The 18,175-nt window shown below is 40.8% G+C and carries 17 protein-coding genes and 1 pseudogene; 11 read left to right on the top strand and 7 right to left on the bottom strand.

The genetic code is table 11. The features are described from left to right. Window positions 1-146: 146 nt before the first annotated feature. Window positions 147-1,034, bottom strand: coding sequence for a class I SAM-dependent methyltransferase (locus tag H6G08_RS12535; RefSeq protein WP_242046140.1), 888 nt, complete (start codon window positions 1,032-1,034; stop codon window positions 147-149). Window positions 1,035-1,162: 128 nt separating this feature from the next. Between H6G08_RS12535 and pruA the strand changes: the two genes are divergently transcribed. Together pruA and H6G08_RS12525 are read left to right on the top strand one after the other, a co-directional pair. Then, on the top strand, window positions 1,163-4,138 hold the full coding sequence (gene pruA / locus H6G08_RS12530) for an L-glutamate gamma-semialdehyde dehydrogenase (RefSeq protein ID WP_190542567.1): 2,976 nt from the start codon (window positions 1,163-1,165) through the stop codon (window positions 4,136-4,138). A gap of 162 nt (window positions 4,139-4,300) precedes the next feature. Further along, window positions 4,301-4,765, top strand: a complete 465-nt coding sequence (locus H6G08_RS12525) for a GNAT family N-acetyltransferase (protein ID WP_190542565.1) — start codon at window positions 4,301-4,303, stop codon at window positions 4,763-4,765. 169 nt (window positions 4,766-4,934) lie between these two features. Here H6G08_RS12525 and H6G08_RS12520 read toward each other — a convergent pair whose 3' ends face one another. Together H6G08_RS12520 and H6G08_RS12515 are read right to left on the bottom strand one after the other, a co-directional pair. Further along, window positions 4,935-6,953 carry a PAS domain S-box protein gene (locus tag H6G08_RS12520; RefSeq protein WP_190542562.1) on the bottom strand — a complete coding sequence of 673 codons (2,019 nt, stop codon included), beginning with the start codon at window positions 6,951-6,953 and terminating at the stop codon, window positions 4,935-4,937. Next, window positions 6,926-7,072 (bottom strand): hypothetical protein, encoded by a 147-nt coding sequence (locus H6G08_RS12515; RefSeq protein ID WP_190542559.1) that lies wholly within the window; start codon window positions 7,070-7,072, stop codon window positions 6,926-6,928. The genes H6G08_RS12520 and H6G08_RS12515 overlap by 28 nt, the downstream gene beginning before the upstream one ends. A gap of 116 nt (window positions 7,073-7,188) precedes the next feature. Between H6G08_RS12515 and H6G08_RS12510 the strand changes: the two genes are divergently transcribed. The 3 genes from H6G08_RS12510 to H6G08_RS12500 all read left to right on the top strand — a co-directional run bounded on the left by H6G08_RS12510 (window position 7,189) and on the right by H6G08_RS12500 (window position 9,307). Next, window positions 7,189-8,154 (top strand): cobalamin-binding protein, encoded by a 966-nt coding sequence (locus H6G08_RS12510; protein WP_190542555.1) that lies wholly within the window; start codon window positions 7,189-7,191, stop codon window positions 8,152-8,154. A 149-nt stretch (window positions 8,155-8,303) separates the two neighbouring features. Then, window positions 8,304-8,756 (top strand): response regulator, encoded by a 453-nt coding sequence (locus H6G08_RS12505; RefSeq protein ID WP_190542553.1) that lies wholly within the window; start codon window positions 8,304-8,306, stop codon window positions 8,754-8,756. Window positions 8,757-9,010: 254 nt separating this feature from the next. Beyond that, window positions 9,011-9,307, top strand: coding sequence for a hypothetical protein (locus H6G08_RS12500; protein ID WP_190542549.1), 297 nt, complete (start codon window positions 9,011-9,013; stop codon window positions 9,305-9,307). Between the two features lie 19 nt (window positions 9,308-9,326). Here the strand turns inward: H6G08_RS12500 and H6G08_RS12495 are convergent, their stop codons facing one another. Then, entirely contained in the window at window positions 9,327-9,500 is a 174-nt protein-coding gene (locus tag H6G08_RS12495) for a hypothetical protein (protein ID WP_190542546.1), read from the bottom strand. Window positions 9,501-9,561: 61 nt separating this feature from the next. Between H6G08_RS12495 and H6G08_RS12490 the strand changes: the two are divergent. Beyond that, window positions 9,562-10,662, top strand: a pseudogene (locus H6G08_RS12490) (RNA-guided endonuclease InsQ/TnpB family protein); the annotation flags it as partial. 18 nt (window positions 10,663-10,680) lie between these two features. Next, complete coding sequence (locus tag H6G08_RS38680; RefSeq protein ID WP_277877820.1) at window positions 10,681-11,130, top strand: class I SAM-dependent methyltransferase; 450 nt, start codon at window positions 10,681-10,683, stop codon at window positions 11,128-11,130. A gap of 131 nt (window positions 11,131-11,261) precedes the next feature. Here the strand turns inward: H6G08_RS38680 and H6G08_RS12485 are convergent, their stop codons facing one another. The 3 genes from H6G08_RS12485 to H6G08_RS12475 all read right to left on the bottom strand — a co-directional run bounded on the left by H6G08_RS12485 (window position 11,262) and on the right by H6G08_RS12475 (window position 12,621). Continuing rightward, window positions 11,262-11,531 (bottom strand): Precorrin-3B methylase, encoded by a 270-nt coding sequence (locus H6G08_RS12485; protein WP_190542543.1) that lies wholly within the window; start codon window positions 11,529-11,531, stop codon window positions 11,262-11,264. A 2-nt stretch (window positions 11,532-11,533) separates the two neighbouring features. Next, window positions 11,534-12,082, bottom strand: coding sequence for a GAF domain-containing protein (locus tag H6G08_RS12480; RefSeq protein ID WP_190542540.1), 549 nt, complete (start codon window positions 12,080-12,082; stop codon window positions 11,534-11,536). Window positions 12,083-12,309: 227 nt separating this feature from the next. Then, the gene (locus tag H6G08_RS12475) at window positions 12,310-12,621 is read right to left on the bottom strand and encodes a hypothetical protein (protein WP_190542536.1); all 312 of its coding nucleotides are present in this window, start codon (window positions 12,619-12,621) and stop codon (window positions 12,310-12,312) included. Window positions 12,622-13,154: 533 nt separating this feature from the next. On the opposite strand from H6G08_RS12475, the gene H6G08_RS12470 reads away from it, so the two are divergent. The 4 genes from H6G08_RS12470 (at window position 13,155) to H6G08_RS12455 (ending at window position 18,114) form a co-directional block, all read left to right on the top strand. Continuing rightward, window positions 13,155-13,610 (top strand): hypothetical protein, encoded by a 456-nt coding sequence (locus H6G08_RS12470; RefSeq protein WP_190542533.1) that lies wholly within the window; start codon window positions 13,155-13,157, stop codon window positions 13,608-13,610. Next, window positions 13,591-14,271, top strand: a complete 681-nt coding sequence (locus H6G08_RS12465) for a PAS domain-containing protein (RefSeq protein ID WP_096646305.1) — start codon at window positions 13,591-13,593, stop codon at window positions 14,269-14,271. The genes H6G08_RS12470 and H6G08_RS12465 overlap by 20 nt, the downstream gene beginning before the upstream one ends. Before the next feature lie 319 nt (window positions 14,272-14,590). After that, a complete protein-coding gene (locus H6G08_RS12460) occupies window positions 14,591-15,616 on the top strand; it encodes a 2-hydroxyacid dehydrogenase (RefSeq protein WP_190542530.1) in 1,026 nt (341 codons plus the stop codon). A gap of 767 nt (window positions 15,617-16,383) precedes the next feature. Continuing rightward, window positions 16,384-18,114 carry a diflavin flavoprotein gene (locus tag H6G08_RS12455; RefSeq protein ID WP_190542526.1) on the top strand — a complete coding sequence of 577 codons (1,731 nt, stop codon included), beginning with the start codon at window positions 16,384-16,386 and terminating at the stop codon, window positions 18,112-18,114. The last annotated feature ends 61 nt before the right edge of the window (window positions 18,115-18,175 follow it).

The following is an 18,175-nucleotide window of genomic DNA, read 5'->3' as shown; positions in this document are numbered from 1 at the left end:
TTTAATGAACCGCCAAGAACGCCAAGGATAAGAGAAAAAACTGAGAGTTGGTAAATTTCACAAATGATTTAGTATTTGTATGGTGGGTATTGCCCACCATATCTTTGAATTTTGAATTTTGAATTGTTATTTTCTCTTAGTATTTTTTACTTTTGAAAAGACAGAATCAAATAACGCAGTATTCCTAAGCGACTAATGATTTCAGTCACAAAGGTAGAATTTGCTGATTCTGGATTTCCTGTTTCCGTTTGCAGTCGTCTTAGCAATGGATATGTAGGTATAGTATTGGCGGTGATGTCTTCTTCAATGAGTGATTTAAAGCCTGTATTTTTCGCTAGTTGACGGTAAGCAGAAAGGGTAAAAGTACTATCAACTTGTCCGTAAGTATTACCAATTACTGGGCGCAGCAATGTTCCGCCAATCTTCATTAGGGGACTGACAAAGTCTTGGGGGACAAAGTCACATATAGCGAGTTTTCCGCCTGGTTTGAGAACTCGCCACGCTTCCTGGAAAAAACGCTCCCGGCTGGGAAAATGAAAGATACATTCAACAGCTAAGACTAAATCAAAGGAATTATCGGCAAAACTTAGCTGACAAGCATCTCCTTGGACAAATTTTATCTGGTTGTGGTTGCGAGGTTTAACTTGATCTCTTGCCCGTTCGAGTTGGCGGTTGTCAATATTTACACCAGTTAGCTGTAAATGATGAAAGCGATCGCTTAAACTGGCAATAGTCCCCCCAAAGCCACAACCACAATCTAAAATACTTTGTCCATGCGCAGCACCACCAGCATCGCAGACTCTTCTGGTTAAATTTTCTGCGGCGGTAGCAAAGTCATCAACTGAACCATTTGCTAATGCAGGATTCGCCCAATAACCCCAGTGTACGTGCAAACCAAAAGCTTTGATCGCTTCCGTATTTCCCTTGGCAAAGTCCGCAAATAATTGATCAAAATACGGTAGATCCACTTGCTGATTGTTAGTCATGTAATTTTTCTCTAACTCTCCCCAATTTCTACCACGATTGGGTAGCATATCTGTTTGCCGATTCTGGAAGTAAATTTTACACTCTGGAAATATGGTGAGTACAAAATCTAAGAGTCAAAATAGAATACAGAGGCTTGGAATTACAAGCCTTACCTGGAATTAGGAGTTTACTATCCGTGGTATTACAAGTACAAACCAGCACCTACGAAGCTAAAACCCAAGAAATTGCTAAACAACTTCTAGAAGTAACCCAAGAAAATCGCTCGTTTTTTGCTTCCTTGCGCGATCAAATGCGCTGGGATGATAAATTACTAGCTTGGGCGATGAGCAATCCAGGTTTACGGGTGCAATTGTTTCGCTTTATCGATACATTACCAGCTTTACGCAGCAAACCGGAAATTGCTGCCCATTTACAAGAATATTTAGGGGATGAATCTGTAGAATTACCTGCGGCTTTAAAGGGAATGCTGAATTTTGCTAACCCTGATTCTATGCCGGGACAAGTCGCAGCTACAACAGTTGCAACAGCAGTAGAAACTCTCGCCCATAAATATATTGCTGGGGAAAATATTACACAAGTTATCAAAACCGTTGAACGGTTACGTAAAGATAAAATGGCTTTCACCATTGACTTACTTGGTGAAGCGGTAATTACGGAAACAGAAGCTAAATCTTACTTAGAACGCTATTCAGAATTAATTACCCAATTGGTAGCAGCTGCGCAAAATTGGAAAACAATTCCCGCCATTGATGAAGCAGATGGGGAACAGCTAGCAAAAGTTCAGGTTTCTGTAAAGTTAACGGCATTTTATTCCCAATTCGATCCTTTAGATGCTGAGGGTAGCGAGGCGAGAGTTAGCGATCGCATTCGGACTCTTTTACGTCATGCTAAAGAATTAGGCGCGGCTGTTCATTTTGATATGGAACAGTATGCTTATAAAGATATAACTCTTCACATCCTGAAAAATTTATTAATGGAGGAAGAGTTTAGGCAAAGAACAGATATTGGCATTACCATCCAAGCATATTTACGCGATAGCGAGCAAGATGCTAGAGATGTCATTGCTTGGTTGAAACAGCGCGGTTATCCTTTGACTATTCGCTTAGTTAAAGGCGCATATTGGGATCAGGAAACTATCAAAGCTGCCCAAAAACATTGGCCGCAGCCGGTTTATAATGACAAAGCTGCCAGCGATGCTAACTTTGAGGCAATAACTCAGCTATTGCTAGAGAATCATCAATATGTATATGCTGCCATTGGTAGTCATAATGTGCGATCGCAAGCTAGAGCCATTGCCATAGCCGAAAGTTTAAAAGTTCCTCGCCGTTGTTTTGAAATGCAAGTTCTTTACGGTATGGGCGATAAACTGGCGAAGGCTTTGGTGGATAAGGGTTACCGAGTTCGCGTTTATTGTCCCTACGGTGATTTATTACCGGGGATGGCTTATTTAATTCGGCGGTTGTTGGAAAATACGGCGAATAGTTCGTTTTTACGGCAAAATTTGGAGAATAGACCTGTTGAGGAATTAATAGCACCACCAGCAGCTAAGTTATCTCCGCAAAACCCTAAAGAAGATGGTGCAGGGTTTGTGGGTGCGGCGGATACTGATTATGCAGAGGAGGAGGCGAGAAGGAAGTCTGCTGCGGCTTTTGCGACGGTTCACCAGCAGTTGGGAAAAACTTATTTACCATTGATTAATGGTGAATATACTAACACTTCCATATTTATTGATTCTCTCAATCCTTCTAATTTTAGTCAGGTAATTGGGAAAGTTGGACTCATCAGTATTGAACAAGCTGAACAGGCGATGAAAGCAGCGAAGGCGGCTTTTCCTGCTTGGCGGAAAACACCAGCGAAGCAACGTGCGGATATTTTACGCAAAGCTGGGGATTTGATGTCACAACGGCGCGCTGAACTTTCAGCTTGGATTGTGTTGGAAGTTGGCAAGCCGGTAAAGGAAGCCGATGCAGAGGTTTCTGAGGCGATAGACTTTTGTAAGTACTACGCTGATGAAATGGAACGGTTGGATAAAGGGGTAAATTATGATGTTTCGGGAGAAACCAACCGTTATCTTTATCAACCACGGGGAATTGCGGTAGTAATTTCGCCTTGGAATTTCCCGTTAGCGATCGCATGTGGTATGACTGTAGCAGCGTTAGTTGCTGGTAATTGTACTCTCCTCAAACCGGCGGAAACATCTTCGGTAATTACCGCCAAACTCACAGAAATTTTAGTAGAAGCGGGGATTCCCCAAGGTGTCTATCAATATGTACCCGGTAAAGGTTCCCAAGTTGGTGCATATTTGGTAAATCATCCCGATACCCATGTAATTGCTTTTACTGGTTCTCAAGAAGTAGGTTGTAGAATTTACGCAGAAGCATCTATCCTCAAACCCGGTCAAAAGCACATGAAACGGGTAATTGCGGAGATGGGTGGTAAAAATGGCATCATTGTTGATGAAAGTGCCGATTTAGACCAAGCAGTTGTTGGGGTAGTGCAATCAGCCTTTGGTTATAGCGGACAAAAATGTTCTGCTTGTTCGCGGGTAATTGTCCTAGAATCAATTTACGATAGCTTTGTGGAAAGGTTAGTAGAAGCCACAAAATCCTTAAATATTGGCGAAACCGAGTTACCCGGTACCCAAATCGGCCCGGTAATTGATGCCAACGCCCGCGATCGCATTCGCGAGTATATTGAAAAAGGTAAATCAGAAGCAAAATTAGCTTTAGAGTTACCCGCACCAGCACAAGGATATTTTATCGGCCCCGTTATCTTTAGCGAAGTCCCTCCCAATGGGATAATTGCTCAACAAGAAATATTTGGCCCTGTACTCGCTGTAATTCGCGTCAAAAACTTTGAGGAAGCATTAGCAGTAGCCAACGGTACTAACTATGCTTTAACCGGGGGACTGTATTCGCGTACCCCATCCCACATCCAGCAAGCACAGCAAGAATTTGAAGTTGGGAATTTATACATTAACCGTACCATCACAGGTGCGATCGTTGCTCGTCAACCCTTTGGTGGCTTCAATCTTTCTGGCGTTGGTTCCAAAGCAGGCGGCCCTGACTACCTGCTACAATTCCTAGAACCCCGCACCATCACAGAAAACATTCAACGCCAAGGTTTCGCACCCATCGAAGGCGCAGAATAACCTACCTCTCTTTCCTTTTCTTGGCGTCCTTGGCGTCTTCTCTGCGAGACGCTACGCGAAGGCGGTTAATTTATTAATATTAACTGCATTGTCGCAAATAAATACTATATAAATAAGGTGGGCATTGCCCACCTTTTATTGAACCACAGAGAACGCAGAGAAATGGCAAACAGAGATTTAATCATTAAAACAGTTGAATCTCCAGAAGAATTTACAGCAATAAAAGCAATTAGAATCGCCGTATTTCAACAAGAACAAGGAGTAGATTCTGCCTTAGAATTTGATGGGAAAGATGAAATATCTCAACATTTAATTGCTTATTTAAATGGGGAAACCGTTGGTACTACGAGAATTAGATATTTAGATAATCAAACAGCCAAAATAGAAAGACTTGCCGTTTTATCTCCAGCCAGAGGAAAGGGTATTGCTAAAAAACTTATGGAAAAAGCAATAGCAATTATTGCTAATCAAAATATTCCAGAAATTGTAGTGCATTCTCAAGCATATATCAAAGCTTTATATGAAAATTTAGGTTTCATCCCCGAAGGAGAAATCTTTATAGAAGCAGATATTCCTCATATCAAAATGAAGAAGAAATTATCAGAGGAATATCAAGATATATATTAATGTGCCGCAAACACTATTTAAATTGGTATGAATTCATCTAAGTAAATATAAATTATGGGTAGGGTGTGTTATGCCGTAGGCTAACGCACCTTAAATTATTAATTATGCATTGGTGCGTTGCGCTGCGCGACAACACACCCTACTTATAAATGTCTTTAATTTTGAATTTTTAACATATACTATCCTCATCCATCGAATATGCTCGATCCGGTAAAAACAGAGTAAATCTACTACCTTTACCTAAAGTAGATTCTACCGTTACATCACCACCATGTAACCTTGCTAATTTGCGCGTTAAAGCTAAACCTAAACCAGTACCTTCATATTGACGATTTAACCGACTATCAAGTTGTTTAAAAGGCTCAAACAGAAAATGAAATTGATTAGCATCAATTCCAATACCAGTATCTGCAACTGTAAATGTAATTCCATTGCTAACTTTTCTTACCTCTAAAGCAACCTCTCCCTTAGAAGTAAATTTAATCGCATTAGTAAGTAAATTTAACAGCATTTGTTTAATCCGCCGTTCATCAGCAACACAAATATCAGCTTGGGGTGCTATATTGCTGGTGATTTGTAATCCTTTATCTAAAGCTTGATCGCCAACTGTAGAAATTACAGAATTACATATATCTATCACTCGTAAAGGTAATAAAAAAAGTTCTTCTTTACCTGCTTCTACCTTGGACAAATCAAGAATATCGTTGATGAGTGCTAATAAATGTTCGCCACTACTATACACACAACTAATGTACTCTTTTTGCTTGTCATTTAGAGTCCCTACCATTTCCTGTTGCAGCAATTGAGATAAACCCATAATTGCATTCAGAGGCGTGCGCAATTCGTGACTCATGGTAGCTAAAAATTCGCTTTTAGCACGACTCCCCGCTTCAGCCGCAGCTTGGGATGCACGCAATTTTAATTCTGTTTGCTTGCGTTCGGTAATATCTTCAATAATAGTTAAGAAATATTCCGGTTTACCATAACTATCGGGAATAACAGAAACTGATAAATGAGTCCAAACTAATCCTCCCTGTTTATGTAAAAACAGCCTTTCCATTTCAATGCGATGTCTTTCAATTAGCTGTTGTGGATCTGCACTAATTCCCGAAATTAGTTGTTCTAAAAGTTCTAAATCGCCAGTTTGCGGAGAGACATAATTTGTGAATTGTTTACCACATAATTCTTCACGGCTGTAACCCAGCATTTGACATAGCGCGGGATTGACATCGACTATTTGCACTTGCATATCTATCAGTCCAATCCCGATAGAAGAACATTCAAAAATTGCTCGGAATTTTGCTTCACTTTGACGTAGTGCGGCTTCTGCGGCGTTGCGTTCGCTGGCTTCTATGGCGAGGGTGACAAAATCTGCAATAGAACCGGCAAAGTTCTCTTCTTCTAATGTCCATTGACGAACTTCACCGCAATGTTCGTGGGAGACTACGCCGACTAATCTACCGCCTAACCAAATTGGGGCATTCAATAGAGATGCAATTCCTAATTCAAAAAGATAAGATTGAGATAATTCTTCAGTTCTACTATCGTTGATGGCATCATCAACCGCAAGGCTACGCTCTGCTTCTAAGGCTTGGAAATAATTAGGGTAATTAGCTTTGAGCAGTGATAAACCATTGCGGTGTTCTTTGGTTCTGACATCATACAAATCTACGCATTCTAAGGTAGAGTGGTCTTGATTATATAACCACACCCCTACTCGCTCTACTGAGATGGTACGTGCAGCAGCTTCTGTAATCTCTTGGAAGGCGGCTTTGAGATTACCTTGTTGAAATGTCTTACTTCTTGCTAGTTGCACTAGGGTTTGGCTTTGTTTTCGGCGCGCATTTTCTCGGATTTGCAACACTTCTTGGGAATTTTTAGATTCAGTAATATCTCTAGCCGCAACCACCTGCATTTTTTGATCTGAGTAAGAAATCACTTTGCCTTGGAATTCTGCTGAAAAAGTAGAGCCATCCTTTCTGACTACAATGACTTCACAAGGGATTTCCGAACCAGAAAGTATATTTTTTGTCATTAACTCTTGTGATTCTAGCGCAATCAGTTCCCGGCCGTTTTTACCGATCGCTTCTGCAAGTTCATAATCAGTCATTTCTACCAGGACATAATTAGCATTTAAAATTATTCCCCGATCTTGTACTATTATGCCTTCAAACGTTGCTTCAGACATAAAACGCCATTTTGAGTTAGCGATCGCGCATCAGAGATGGTTTTTAAATCTTTATCATCCTTTAGGCAGAAATTCAAGCCTTTGAGGTATAGAAATTTTACCTTTATATCGGTGACCATCTCAGTTTATTACTAAATGTTAACGGAAAACACTGGTCTATTCCTTTAGATAGAGATACGCTACCTCATATATTTTGCGACAATTAGATTAGAGCAGCTGTTGCAGAGGTGGAGCGATGAAAGATAGCAGTATAAGAATTGTCTCTCTCATTCCCAGTGGAACAGAGATTTTAGCGGCACTGGGTTTGGCTGATGCTATTGTCGGGCGATCGCATGAATGTGACTATCCCCCAGAAATCCAAAATCGCCCGATTTGTACCAAAGCACGGTTAAATAGCAATGCTTCCAGTCAGGAAATTGATCAACAGGTGAATAATTTATTGCAATCTGCTTTGAGTATCTACGAAATTAATACTGATATTCTCGAGCAGGTCAAGCCCACCCATATTGTGACTCAAGACCAGTGTGATGTCTGTGCTGTGAGTCTGCAAGAAGTAGAAAAAGCAGTTGCCAATCTAATTGACACCTCACCACAAATTATTTCTTTGCAGCCTAATTTACTGGCAGATGTTTGGCAAGATATTGAGCGGGTCGGTAATATCTTTGAAGTAGACTCAGTAAAATTGCTAGAAGACCTGGAAGCGCGGGTGAAGATTTGTCAGCAAAGAATCCAAGGATTGTCTTTAACAGAATTACCTACTGTCGCTTGCATTGAATGGATAGATCCTTTGATGGTAGGTGCTAATTGGATTCCGGAATTAGTCAACTTAGTAGGCGGACAAAGCTTATTTAGTTCCTCCGGTCAGCCATCAGCTACCATATCTTGGGAAACACTGGTAGCCAGCAATCCCGATGTAATTATTTTTATGCCTTGCGGTTGGGATTTACAGCGCACTCGCCAAGAAGCACGGTTATTAACTAAACTTCCAGAATGGCAGGGACTCCATGCTGTGCAAACTGGTAGAGTCTACATTACTGATGGCAATGCTTACTTTAACCGTCCCGGCCCCAGGTTGGTAGATTCCCTAGAAATTTTGGCAGAAATGTTACATCCAGAAATTTTTGCTTATGGTTACAAAGGTACAGCTTGGGAAGTTTTAGCGGCTGATGAGGTGGCGGCGATGGCGGTAAGGGGCGCTTAGGCTAGGGGCTAGGGCGTGTTTTTCAACTCTAACCACAACAAGATAAAAGCGATCGCAGTTCCATCCACATTCCGGAACTTGCTAATCTTGATTGTTTCGTTGATCTGCGTCAGCGAAGCTTACTTGAGCCTGAAGTGAAGGTGAAAACAATGGCAGATTTGGATGCCAGAACTGTCTTATATATTGAAGATGATGCTGCTTACATTTTATTGGTGAGGCGTGCTTTGCAACGCTCAAAATTAGGTAAATTGCCTAATTTACGAGTCTTCACAACATCAGAAGAAGCTATACGTTATCTATCAGGACAACCTCCTTATCAAGACAGATTAGCTCATCCTTTGCCAAGTCTGCTGTTAACAGATTTACGCCTACCGGGAAAATCAGGATTATATCTTGTGAACTGGGTAAAAAAACAAGCAGAATTTGAGCAAATGCCGATAGTAATGTTAACTGGCTCGGCTTTGGATGAAGATATTGAATCAGCTTACGAGTTAGGCGTAAATTTTTGCTTAGTTAAGCCAGCAGAAGTTGAGATGTTAGTCAGCATTATTCATGCACTCAGCGTTTACTGGATTCCTCCACCAACTAAAGCGACTATATGAATCAATTCAAAATTCAAAATTCAAAATTCAAAATTAAAGACATTTTCAGTTGGGGATTTAAACCCCGGCTGAAAATGATACTACGTATAGACGTAGAGGTCTTAAACCCTTTTATGTACGATAAATAAAAAACTCCACCCATAAATGGAGTTTTGTCAGTAGTCAGTGGTGAGTCGCAAAGATTTGTAAAATGACAACTGACACGCATTCGCGTAGCGTCTTGTAGAGAAGCGAAATAAAAAAAGGAACTAATAATGACTCAACGAGAATTTCCGAACTGGGAAGCGCTTTATCAAGAACAAGCCGTTGAAAACATGCCCTGGTTTAACTCTAGCTTAGATCCAGATGTTGAGGAAGCCCTCCTAAATCTAGAACTGAGCAATGGTTCAGTCCTGGATTTACCTGAAACCAAAAGAAGCCCCACATCTTACCCCTTCGGGGTAAGATGTGGGACGGCAATAATGCGGGAAGCAGAGCTACACCGCATTTTGCCTCATGAATTTTGGGGCAATGACGAAACCATCTCTGACCAATATCAACCATTAGGTTGATGAGGGAGTGAGGTGGTTGTTAGCGAAGCGGTAGCGAGGTACGAGCGTCGGAATTGCCAATATTAGGGCTTGGTAGTTGGTCAATACACTCTTCAATTACCTGAGTCATAGTTTTATCAGACCAAGCAGCGTATAAGCGTACTTTATTTAACCTGCGTTCTGATATTCGGATTTTTAACTCTTTGTTTTTCATTTTTGTTCCCTCATTTATCCCACGTTTATGTTAGCATAGGTGCAACAAGGAGGTGATTAAAGTGTTGAAAGCAGTTAAGGTTAGGCTATACCCAACAAGTGAACAAGAAATAGCTCTAGCCAAGTCGTTCGGCTGTGCGCGTTGGTACTGGAATTATGCCCTCAACGCTTGCATTCAACACTATGAACAAACAGGAAAATCATTAAAATTAAGCGTCTATAAAGCTTATCTTCCACAGTTAAAGGTAGAGCATCCTTGGTTGAAAGAGGATTGTTATTCTGCTGTTTTGCAGTGTGTGGCGATTAATCTCAACAAGGCTTACTCTAACTTTTTTGAAGGTAGGGCTAAGTTTCCTAAGTTCAAGTCGAAGCATCACAAACAATCAATCCAATATCCTCAAAACGTTAAAGTTGTAGGGGAAAGTTTGGAAATTCCTAAAATTGGTGTCGTTAAAGCAGTCTTGCATCGACACATCGAAGGGAAAGTTAAGACTGTCACCATCAGCAAAACTCCAACAGATAAATACTTCGCTTCTGTCCTGTGTGAGGTAGAAGGTGAATCAAATCAACCAACAGGTGACAAAACACTTGGGATTGACTTGGGATTAAAGGACTTTGCTATTGTTCATGATGGCGAAGAAGTTACCAAGCATTCAAACCCAAAACATCTTAAGCGTCATGAGAAAAATCTAGCTAGGAAGCAGAAAAAATTTGCCCGTAAAGTTAAAGGAAGTAATTCCAGAAACAAATACAGAAAACTAGTAGCCAAGGTTCATGAGCGAGTATCAAATTCCCGCCAAGACTTCCTACATAAATTAAGTAGAAAGCTGGTAGATGAAAGCCAAATCATCGTTGTAGAAAATTTAAACGTAAAGGGAATGGTACGGAACCGCAAGCTATCAAAATCAATATCCGACGCGGGTTGGGGGATGTTTGTCAATTTTCTTGACTACAAGTTGAAAGCCAAAGATGGACAACTTGTAGAAATAGGAAGATTCTTTCCCAGTTCCAAAACCTGCTCGTGCTGCGGTCATGTTCTTGACGAGTTAACGCTCGATATCCGTGAATGGGATTGTCCATCATGCCAAACTCATCATGACCGTGATGGTAACGCAGCACTGAACATCAGAAATCAAGGAGTTCGGATATTAAAAAATGGCGGAGGGAACCCCGTTATTGCCATGCCGAGGCGGAGTAAGACTAATAAGCCGAAAGGTGGAAAAGCATCTGTCAATGAAGCTGGAAGCCTACACGCTCTCCGTCAGGTCAGTGTAGGTAGTTCACGAACCGGGCCGGGAACCCAAGCGATCGCGCTAGCTGAACGCGGCTTTCAGGTGATGGGAACAGATTTATCAGAGGCTGCTATTCGTCAAGCAGCAGCCAAAGCAAACCAGAAGGGATTACAAATTTCGTTTCAGCAAGATGATATTCTTAACAGTCATCTGGAAAAATCTTTCGACTTGATTTTAGACAGAGGCTGCTTTCATGTTCTGCCACCCCACAGCTATGATACTTACGTGCAAACAGTTGCGAACTTATTACAACCAAAGCGCTATCTGTTACTGAAATGCTTCTCTCAAGAAGAGACAAGAGAACAAGGCCCTTATCGCTTTACTCCAGAGGAAATTTAGCAGATATTCAAAGAGCAATTTGCTCTGCATTCGGCTAAACACACGGTATATCATGGGACATTAGATCCCCTTCCCAAAGCACTTTTCTGCATCCTAGAAAAGCATTGAGCGCCCAAGGTAACAGTAAAATTTTATATATTTCGATTTCGTGCTGACTTAGGCTGCGTTCGATGTGCGCCAAAATATTTCTCACTGCGATAACGCAGCCACACCCGTAAAACTTGCGGTATCTGCTGTTTTTGCTCTTTGGTTAATGTATTGTAAAGAGTCAATGCGCGATCGCGTTCACCTCGACAAGCTGCATTGTTATGAGCATCCCAATAGCTGCGAGCCACGCGAATCCGACGACAAACTTCTTTAATTAATGCTTCTCCTGTGAGTGGAGTATCTGGCTTTGCCATACTTAATTACCAAATTTAGATTCAGTTACCGCTTTGACATAAGCGATCGCTATGGGTGTAAGTTGATTTTCTAATTCTGTCACCAAAGCGCGATCGCTTTGTGACCAAATTCGTGGTTTCCCATAAACAGCAGGTTGCAAAATTCCCCATAATTGCTGATTATATCGCAAATGAGCATGAATTAAGGCTCTATGTCCCATGTGCTGATGCTCAAAGTCTTTATTGACAACTTCTGGGCTAGCAGTTTCTATATCTTCAACATAAACTGAAGGTTCGGCGCGGAGTGCCGCCGCAAATAAAGGATCTTCTTGGGGTAAAGACTCTGATTCTAATCCCCAGTCGAAAGTTGTCGCCTCTGGTATATCTGGATGGCGTCGCCAATAATAAGCGACTTGCGCCAGCTTTTTGTCTGGATTACGTAAATATAGAAAACAGCGATCGCACTGTAACGCTTCGCCAATTAAGGGTAAAATTTCCCTAAAAATAACGTCAGGATCGCTGTTTCTCTCTAGCACAGATTGAATATTTTTTGGCAGAACTAAGCTATTCATCAATAGATCGGTAAGTTTTTGTCATATTTTCTCTAGTCTGGACTAGGGAAAACATCACCCTACCGATACAAATCACCAATCTAGGACTTACGCAGTGTCAGATATATTTCATGCTTTTTGTCAATGGTCAATAGTCCATAGTCCAAAAACCTGAATTTTGACCATTGACTTTTGACTTTTGACCACCCTTGTAAGGGTTTTTGTGTTCGGTGCGTAAGTCCTACAATCTAGAATACTTCCACTGTCTCCATACTGCTCTCTAAGCCAGCAACTATCAGACTTGTGGTTTGTAAAATTGCCGCGCGATCGCCCATTCTACACCGCTCAAATAAAACATTCCCATCTAATTCTCTATGGGCTGCTAATGTTTCTAAAATATTTTCTTGCGCCTTTAAATTACCATTGGCGCAAGCTGCATACAGTAATACACCTGCCATAGTATACATATCTAACATCGGCTCATCGCTATCTTCCAAATGGACAATGCTGGGAAACTCAGATAAAGGATGAACGAATTGATCGAAAGTTAATTGTGTCATATTTTCTAGCCGAGTCGATGTTATGAATAGGTTCCAACCCCAAATAAGCCCCTATTACGGTGTCTACTGTGGTTGAGTGCGAATAATTTGACTTACTTTTAACGGCGCGAAATTCTTTGTGCGATAGACTTTGGTAGTTTGTTTCATGAGGTTTGCAGTGCTGACAAACTAGCAAAATTCAGGAGACAGACCATTAATACCGTAATGTAACTGTAAATTAAACTAGGCAAATTTAAAGATCTGACGATCTCTTCTTGCGGAATGAATACGAGCATATATACTGAACTTAAGGGTCTAAAAAACCCTTTGGATTCCTAAATAAAGGTGAGAAGCTAACTAGCAAAAAAAGCAGCTAGCTTCTGGGTGGTCTACCGTTTCTTTGATCTTCAGCTGTTTACTGCTCCTAGTCTTCATATTAAGCTTGTCATTTTTTTTTGTCAAGCTGTCATTTAAATGTGACAAATACGAATGTCTTGCTTTTTGGAATTCATGAGAGAAAATAGAGACAAGGACAATATTCACAATTTTGACTTATGACTGACAGAAGGCGCTCTGAAGATTACAAACAAATTAGTGGCTATATCCCCCTGGAATTAGCCCTAGAATTTAAAAGTATTTGTGCCCGCTTAGGCATTTCTCAAAGCGACGCTTTAGAAGAGATGGCTCAAGAGTGGATAGCTAAAAAAACAGATGTATATGCGCTCAACGTGCAAAAAGCAGCTCCAAAAACAATTGCTGATGTCGTCAGAATCAACATGGCAAAACTCAAGCGTTGTGGGGTGAAAAACTTACCCGCCTTAGCCAAAGGCGAAGTACTACCAACACCAGGAGATTTTGCGATTATTACATCCGCTTTAGCTATCCCAGAAGAGGAAAGAAAAAAAATCTGGCAAGAAACTTTTAAAATTTCCGTATATCAAGATACACAGGGTGTAAAAGTATTTAAAGATTCTCAAGGTGTCAAACAAGATGAGTGCGAGTATTCTTAAAATCCTCAACTTACCGGGGTGGAACTATAAAATGTCTTATGAAGGGGTTTCAATTTTAGCCCCAACCAAGCGGGATGCCACTTACTTGGCGCAAAGCTACGGAGAAGCACTCAGCGAAACTGCATACAAAATTAATGGTAAAGTGCGGATTAAATGGCGAGGCTGTAAGCAACCGATTGAATTTTTTGGGTGGATGGCTACCAAAGCAGCGCCTACAACCTCACAGACAGCCGAGCGGATTTTGCAATATCAGGGTGCGGTATTTTGCAGCCAGCTACATGTCCCGTCAGAGTTGTTATACCGCATGGTTGCGGCTGCAGAAAACGATCGCCCTGTAAGTATAGTGAGACAAGATACTCGCAAACAAATCATTGTGAATCAGCCAATGGTTGAGATGTTAGAAACACCGCCAGAAATTGCGACACACAGAGTCATGACACAGTTTTGGTTACCGCAAGATTTAGCCGAACTAGAACAAAGATTGCACAACGATAGGGGATTCACTTGGACTTATTCTGCTGGACTCAATGAAAAAGCTTGGGCAATTTTAACCACACAGTTTGAAGCTTTTGAAGTTGAGGGGATTTGGTATAGACAGGGAATCTGTTTATCAACGCCGCAATTAGTACCGATTCCTTCAGGGGTGTTTGAACCAGCTTAAATTCATATCCCCTCCTGTAAAAACGGAGGGGATTATTTTAAATATTATTGCTGTGATGCAAAGATATAGCTGTAGCCAGATAGATTAGGACATCAACCTAAGATAAAACCCTGACAATAAAAGGCTTTTAAGTCTGTCAACAGTCAACTGTCAACTGTCAACAGCTATAATCAGGAATTCTAAAGTTTTGCTGTAATTCCACACTTGCTGACATCACGGTGAAAGTCTAGCGCTGACAACATCACAACAGCGATCGCGCTTTGTAAAATCAAGCTATTATTTAGTTTGTAAATAATGCAGCGTCAAACTCAACTTTTGCATGAAAGTAGCAGTCTTCAGTACCAAAGCCTACGATCGGCAGTTTTTAGAAGCTGCAAATAATCCCAAACAGCACGATTTAGTCTTCTTTGAACCCCGACTAAATCGAGATACAGCCATCTTAGCCGCCGGATTTCCTGCGGTTTGTGCATTTGTACATGATCAGGTAGATGCTTCTACTTTAGAGATTCTCGCTTCACATGGAACTCACCTGATAGCGCTGCGCTGTGCTGGTTTCAACAATGTAGACTTAAAAACCGCCGCCGCTTTAGGTATTACCGTTGTGCGTGTACCTGCTTACTCACCCTATGGGGTTGCAGAACACGCAGTAGGCTTAATTTTAAGCCTCAATCGCAAAATTCATCGCGCCTACAACCGGGTACGAGAAGGTAATTTTTCCCTAGATAAATTACTCGGATTCAACCTCAACGGGCGTACTGTGGGAATTATCGGTACGGGAAAAATCGGCTTAATTCTCGGACAAATCATGAAAGGGTTTGGCTGTCACATCCTCGCCTATGATGTGTTTCGCAACCAAGAATTAGAAGCCATCGGTGGTAAGTATGTAGAATTACCAGAATTATTTGCTAACTCTGATATCATCTCCCTACATTGTCCCCTGACAGAAGACACTTATCACTTAATCAACGAGCAAGCGATCGCCCACATGAAACCTGGCATCATGATTATTAACACTAGCCGAGGTGCGCTGATTGATACCGAAGCAGTAATTGCTGGGTTAAAATCTGGGCAAATTGGCTATCTTGGTGTCGATGTATACGAGCAAGAATCAGAATTATTTTTTGAGGATTTATCTGATGAGATCATCCAAGATGACGTTTTCCAATATCTCACAACATTTCCCAACGTACTAATCACCGGACACCAAGCCTTCTTTACAGAAGAAGCTTTGCGTAATATTTCTGAGGCAACCATATCTAATATTACTGATATTGAACAAGGTCGCCCCTGTCAAAATGAAATTCGTGCCCAACTACCAGCAGAAAATAAAGTACTGGTGAATTGAGCAATAATTACTAATTCGTAATTCGTAATTAATAATTCATTAATTACGAATTATCAAAGAATGCGCCAGATGGTAGGGGTATGGCATTGCCATACCCTCCAGAATATATTGATGTAGCGCAAACACTACAGCAGATTGCCAGTTGGTGAGGTATAAACGATCGTTGATTGTAGGGGCACTGGCACTGCCATGCCCCGAAGCACATACCTCATTTACTTGAAATATGCTGTATTTAAATTGCTATAAGAATGCTGACAGGACAAGGGTTTAGGCTTGTATGTCTGTCGCACTGTCTTTTTAAATTTGTATCAGGTAAAAATACCACGCTCTAGGGGCAAAGTCATACTTATGCCTCTATTTGCATACAAATAATATTTGCGACACATCAAAATATTCTAGAGGGCATGGCAGTGCCAGTGCCCCTAGAATCTGACGCATTCTTTTTTCCAATTGGTGTTACTTGAAATCTTCTATATTTTACGCACCTGTGACGCATCATTTTTGAATAAAACTCTCATATTGTAGTCCTTAGCTTCTATTTTCTGAATAAATAAGTAATATCCAAACTAGAGCCAAAGTAGCCTATTTATTATTATTTAAAACTTCAATGCTACATATTGAGGTAAATCAATGATTATTCAGCCTGACGAATAATAAGTCTTACTGATGACTAACTTTATAAATTAACATTTTACTAATTGACTAGTTTGCAGTCAATATAAGAATAAGAACTTTAACTATAGAAAATATCTTTTTGGTAAAAACACATGGCATTACTTACAGAAGCTAATCCAATTACGAAAGCACCTGGACTATTGACGATTGAAACTGCACAAATAGGTGCGGAAACTACTGCTATTCGGTGTCTTGATTGGGATAGAGAACGTTTTGATATTGAATTTGGATTGCGGAACGGCACAACCTATAACTCTTTTTTAATTCAAGGCGAAAAAATCGCTTTGGTAGATACTTCTCACCGCAAATTTGAGAACTTATACCTAGAATTGTTGACTGGATTAATTGACCCAGGGCAGATAGATTACTTAATTGTGAGCCACACAGAACCCGATCATAGTGGTTTGGTGAGAAACATTTTAGAATTGGCTCCTAATATCACCATAGTCGGTGCTAAGGTGGCAATTCAATTTTTAGAAAATATGGTTCACCAGCCATTTAAATCAAAATTGGTGAAAAGTGGCGAACGTTTAGACTTAGGTAATGGGCATGAATTAGAATTTATTTCTGCGCCGAATTTACACTGGCCAGATACCATTTTGACCTATGACCATAAAACAAAAATTCTCTATACCTGTGATGTATTTGGAATGCATTACTGCGACGATCACACCTATGATGAGAATTTTAATGTCATCGAAGAAGATTTTAAATATTACTATGATTGCCTGATGGGGCCTAATGCACGTTCGGTCTTAGCAGCACTAAAGCGGATTGAAAAATTAGAAATTGGTACAGTGGCGACAGGACACGGGCCTTTACTACAACACCATATTTCTGAATGGTTGGGTAGATATGGAACTTGGAGCCTAGAACAAGCAAAAACAGAAACATTAGTAGCTATGTTTTATGCTGAAGATTATGGCTATAGCGAACAATTAGTGAGAGCGATCGCACATGGTTGTACTAAAACAGGTGTTGCTGTCGAATTAGTCGATATTAATAGCGCTGAACCCCAAGAAGTGCGGGAATTAGTCGGACAAGCTGCGGGTTTAGTAATTAGTATGCCATCCCAAAATTCAGTGACAGCACATGCAGCGATAGGTACTATCTTAGCAGCGGCGCATCAAAAACAAACCATTGGCTTATTAGAATCAGGCGGTGGCGAAGATGAACCAGTTTATCCCTTACGCAACAAATTTCAAGAATTAGGATTAACCGAAGGCTTTCCACCTATCTTAATTAAAGAACATCCTAGTCAATCTACAGAACAATTGTGTGAAGAAGCAGGTACAGATTTAGGTCAATGGTTAACCCGCGATCGCACTATTAAACAAATCAAATCTATCAATACAGATTTAGAAAAAGCCCTCGGTCGCATTAGCAACGGACTATATATTATTACAGCCAAAAAAGGCGAAGTGCAAAGTGCTATGTTTGCCTCTTGGGTAACTCAAGCTAGCCTCAATCCTTTAGGTGTAGCCATTGCTGTTTCTAAAGATAGAGCCATAGAATCTTTGATGCATGTAGGCGATCGCTTCGTGTTAAACGTATTAGAAGAGGGCAAATATCAAGGCTTAATGAAACATTTCCTCAAGCGTTTTGCTCCCGGTGCAGATCGTTTTGCTGGCGTAAAAACTTATCCTGCAACTAATGGATCGCCCATCTTAGCTGAAGCTTTAGCCTATATGGAATGCGAAATCACCAGCCGCATAGATTGTGGCGATCATTGGATTATTTATAGCACCGTGCAAACAGGAAGAGTCGCCAAAATCGATGGATTAACAGCAGTCCACCACCGCAAAATTGGTAATCATTATTAATTGGGAATGGGGCATTGGGCATTGGGCATGGGACAAAAGTCAAATAGGGAGCATCCCAAAT

Source organism: Calothrix anomala FACHB-343 (genome assembly GCF_014696435.1).
GTDB lineage: Bacteria > Cyanobacteriota > Cyanobacteriia > Cyanobacteriales > Nostocaceae > Aulosira > Aulosira anomala_A.
Note: the sequence above shows the minus strand (reverse complement) of the source record. Positions and strands in the feature narration are given on the sequence as shown.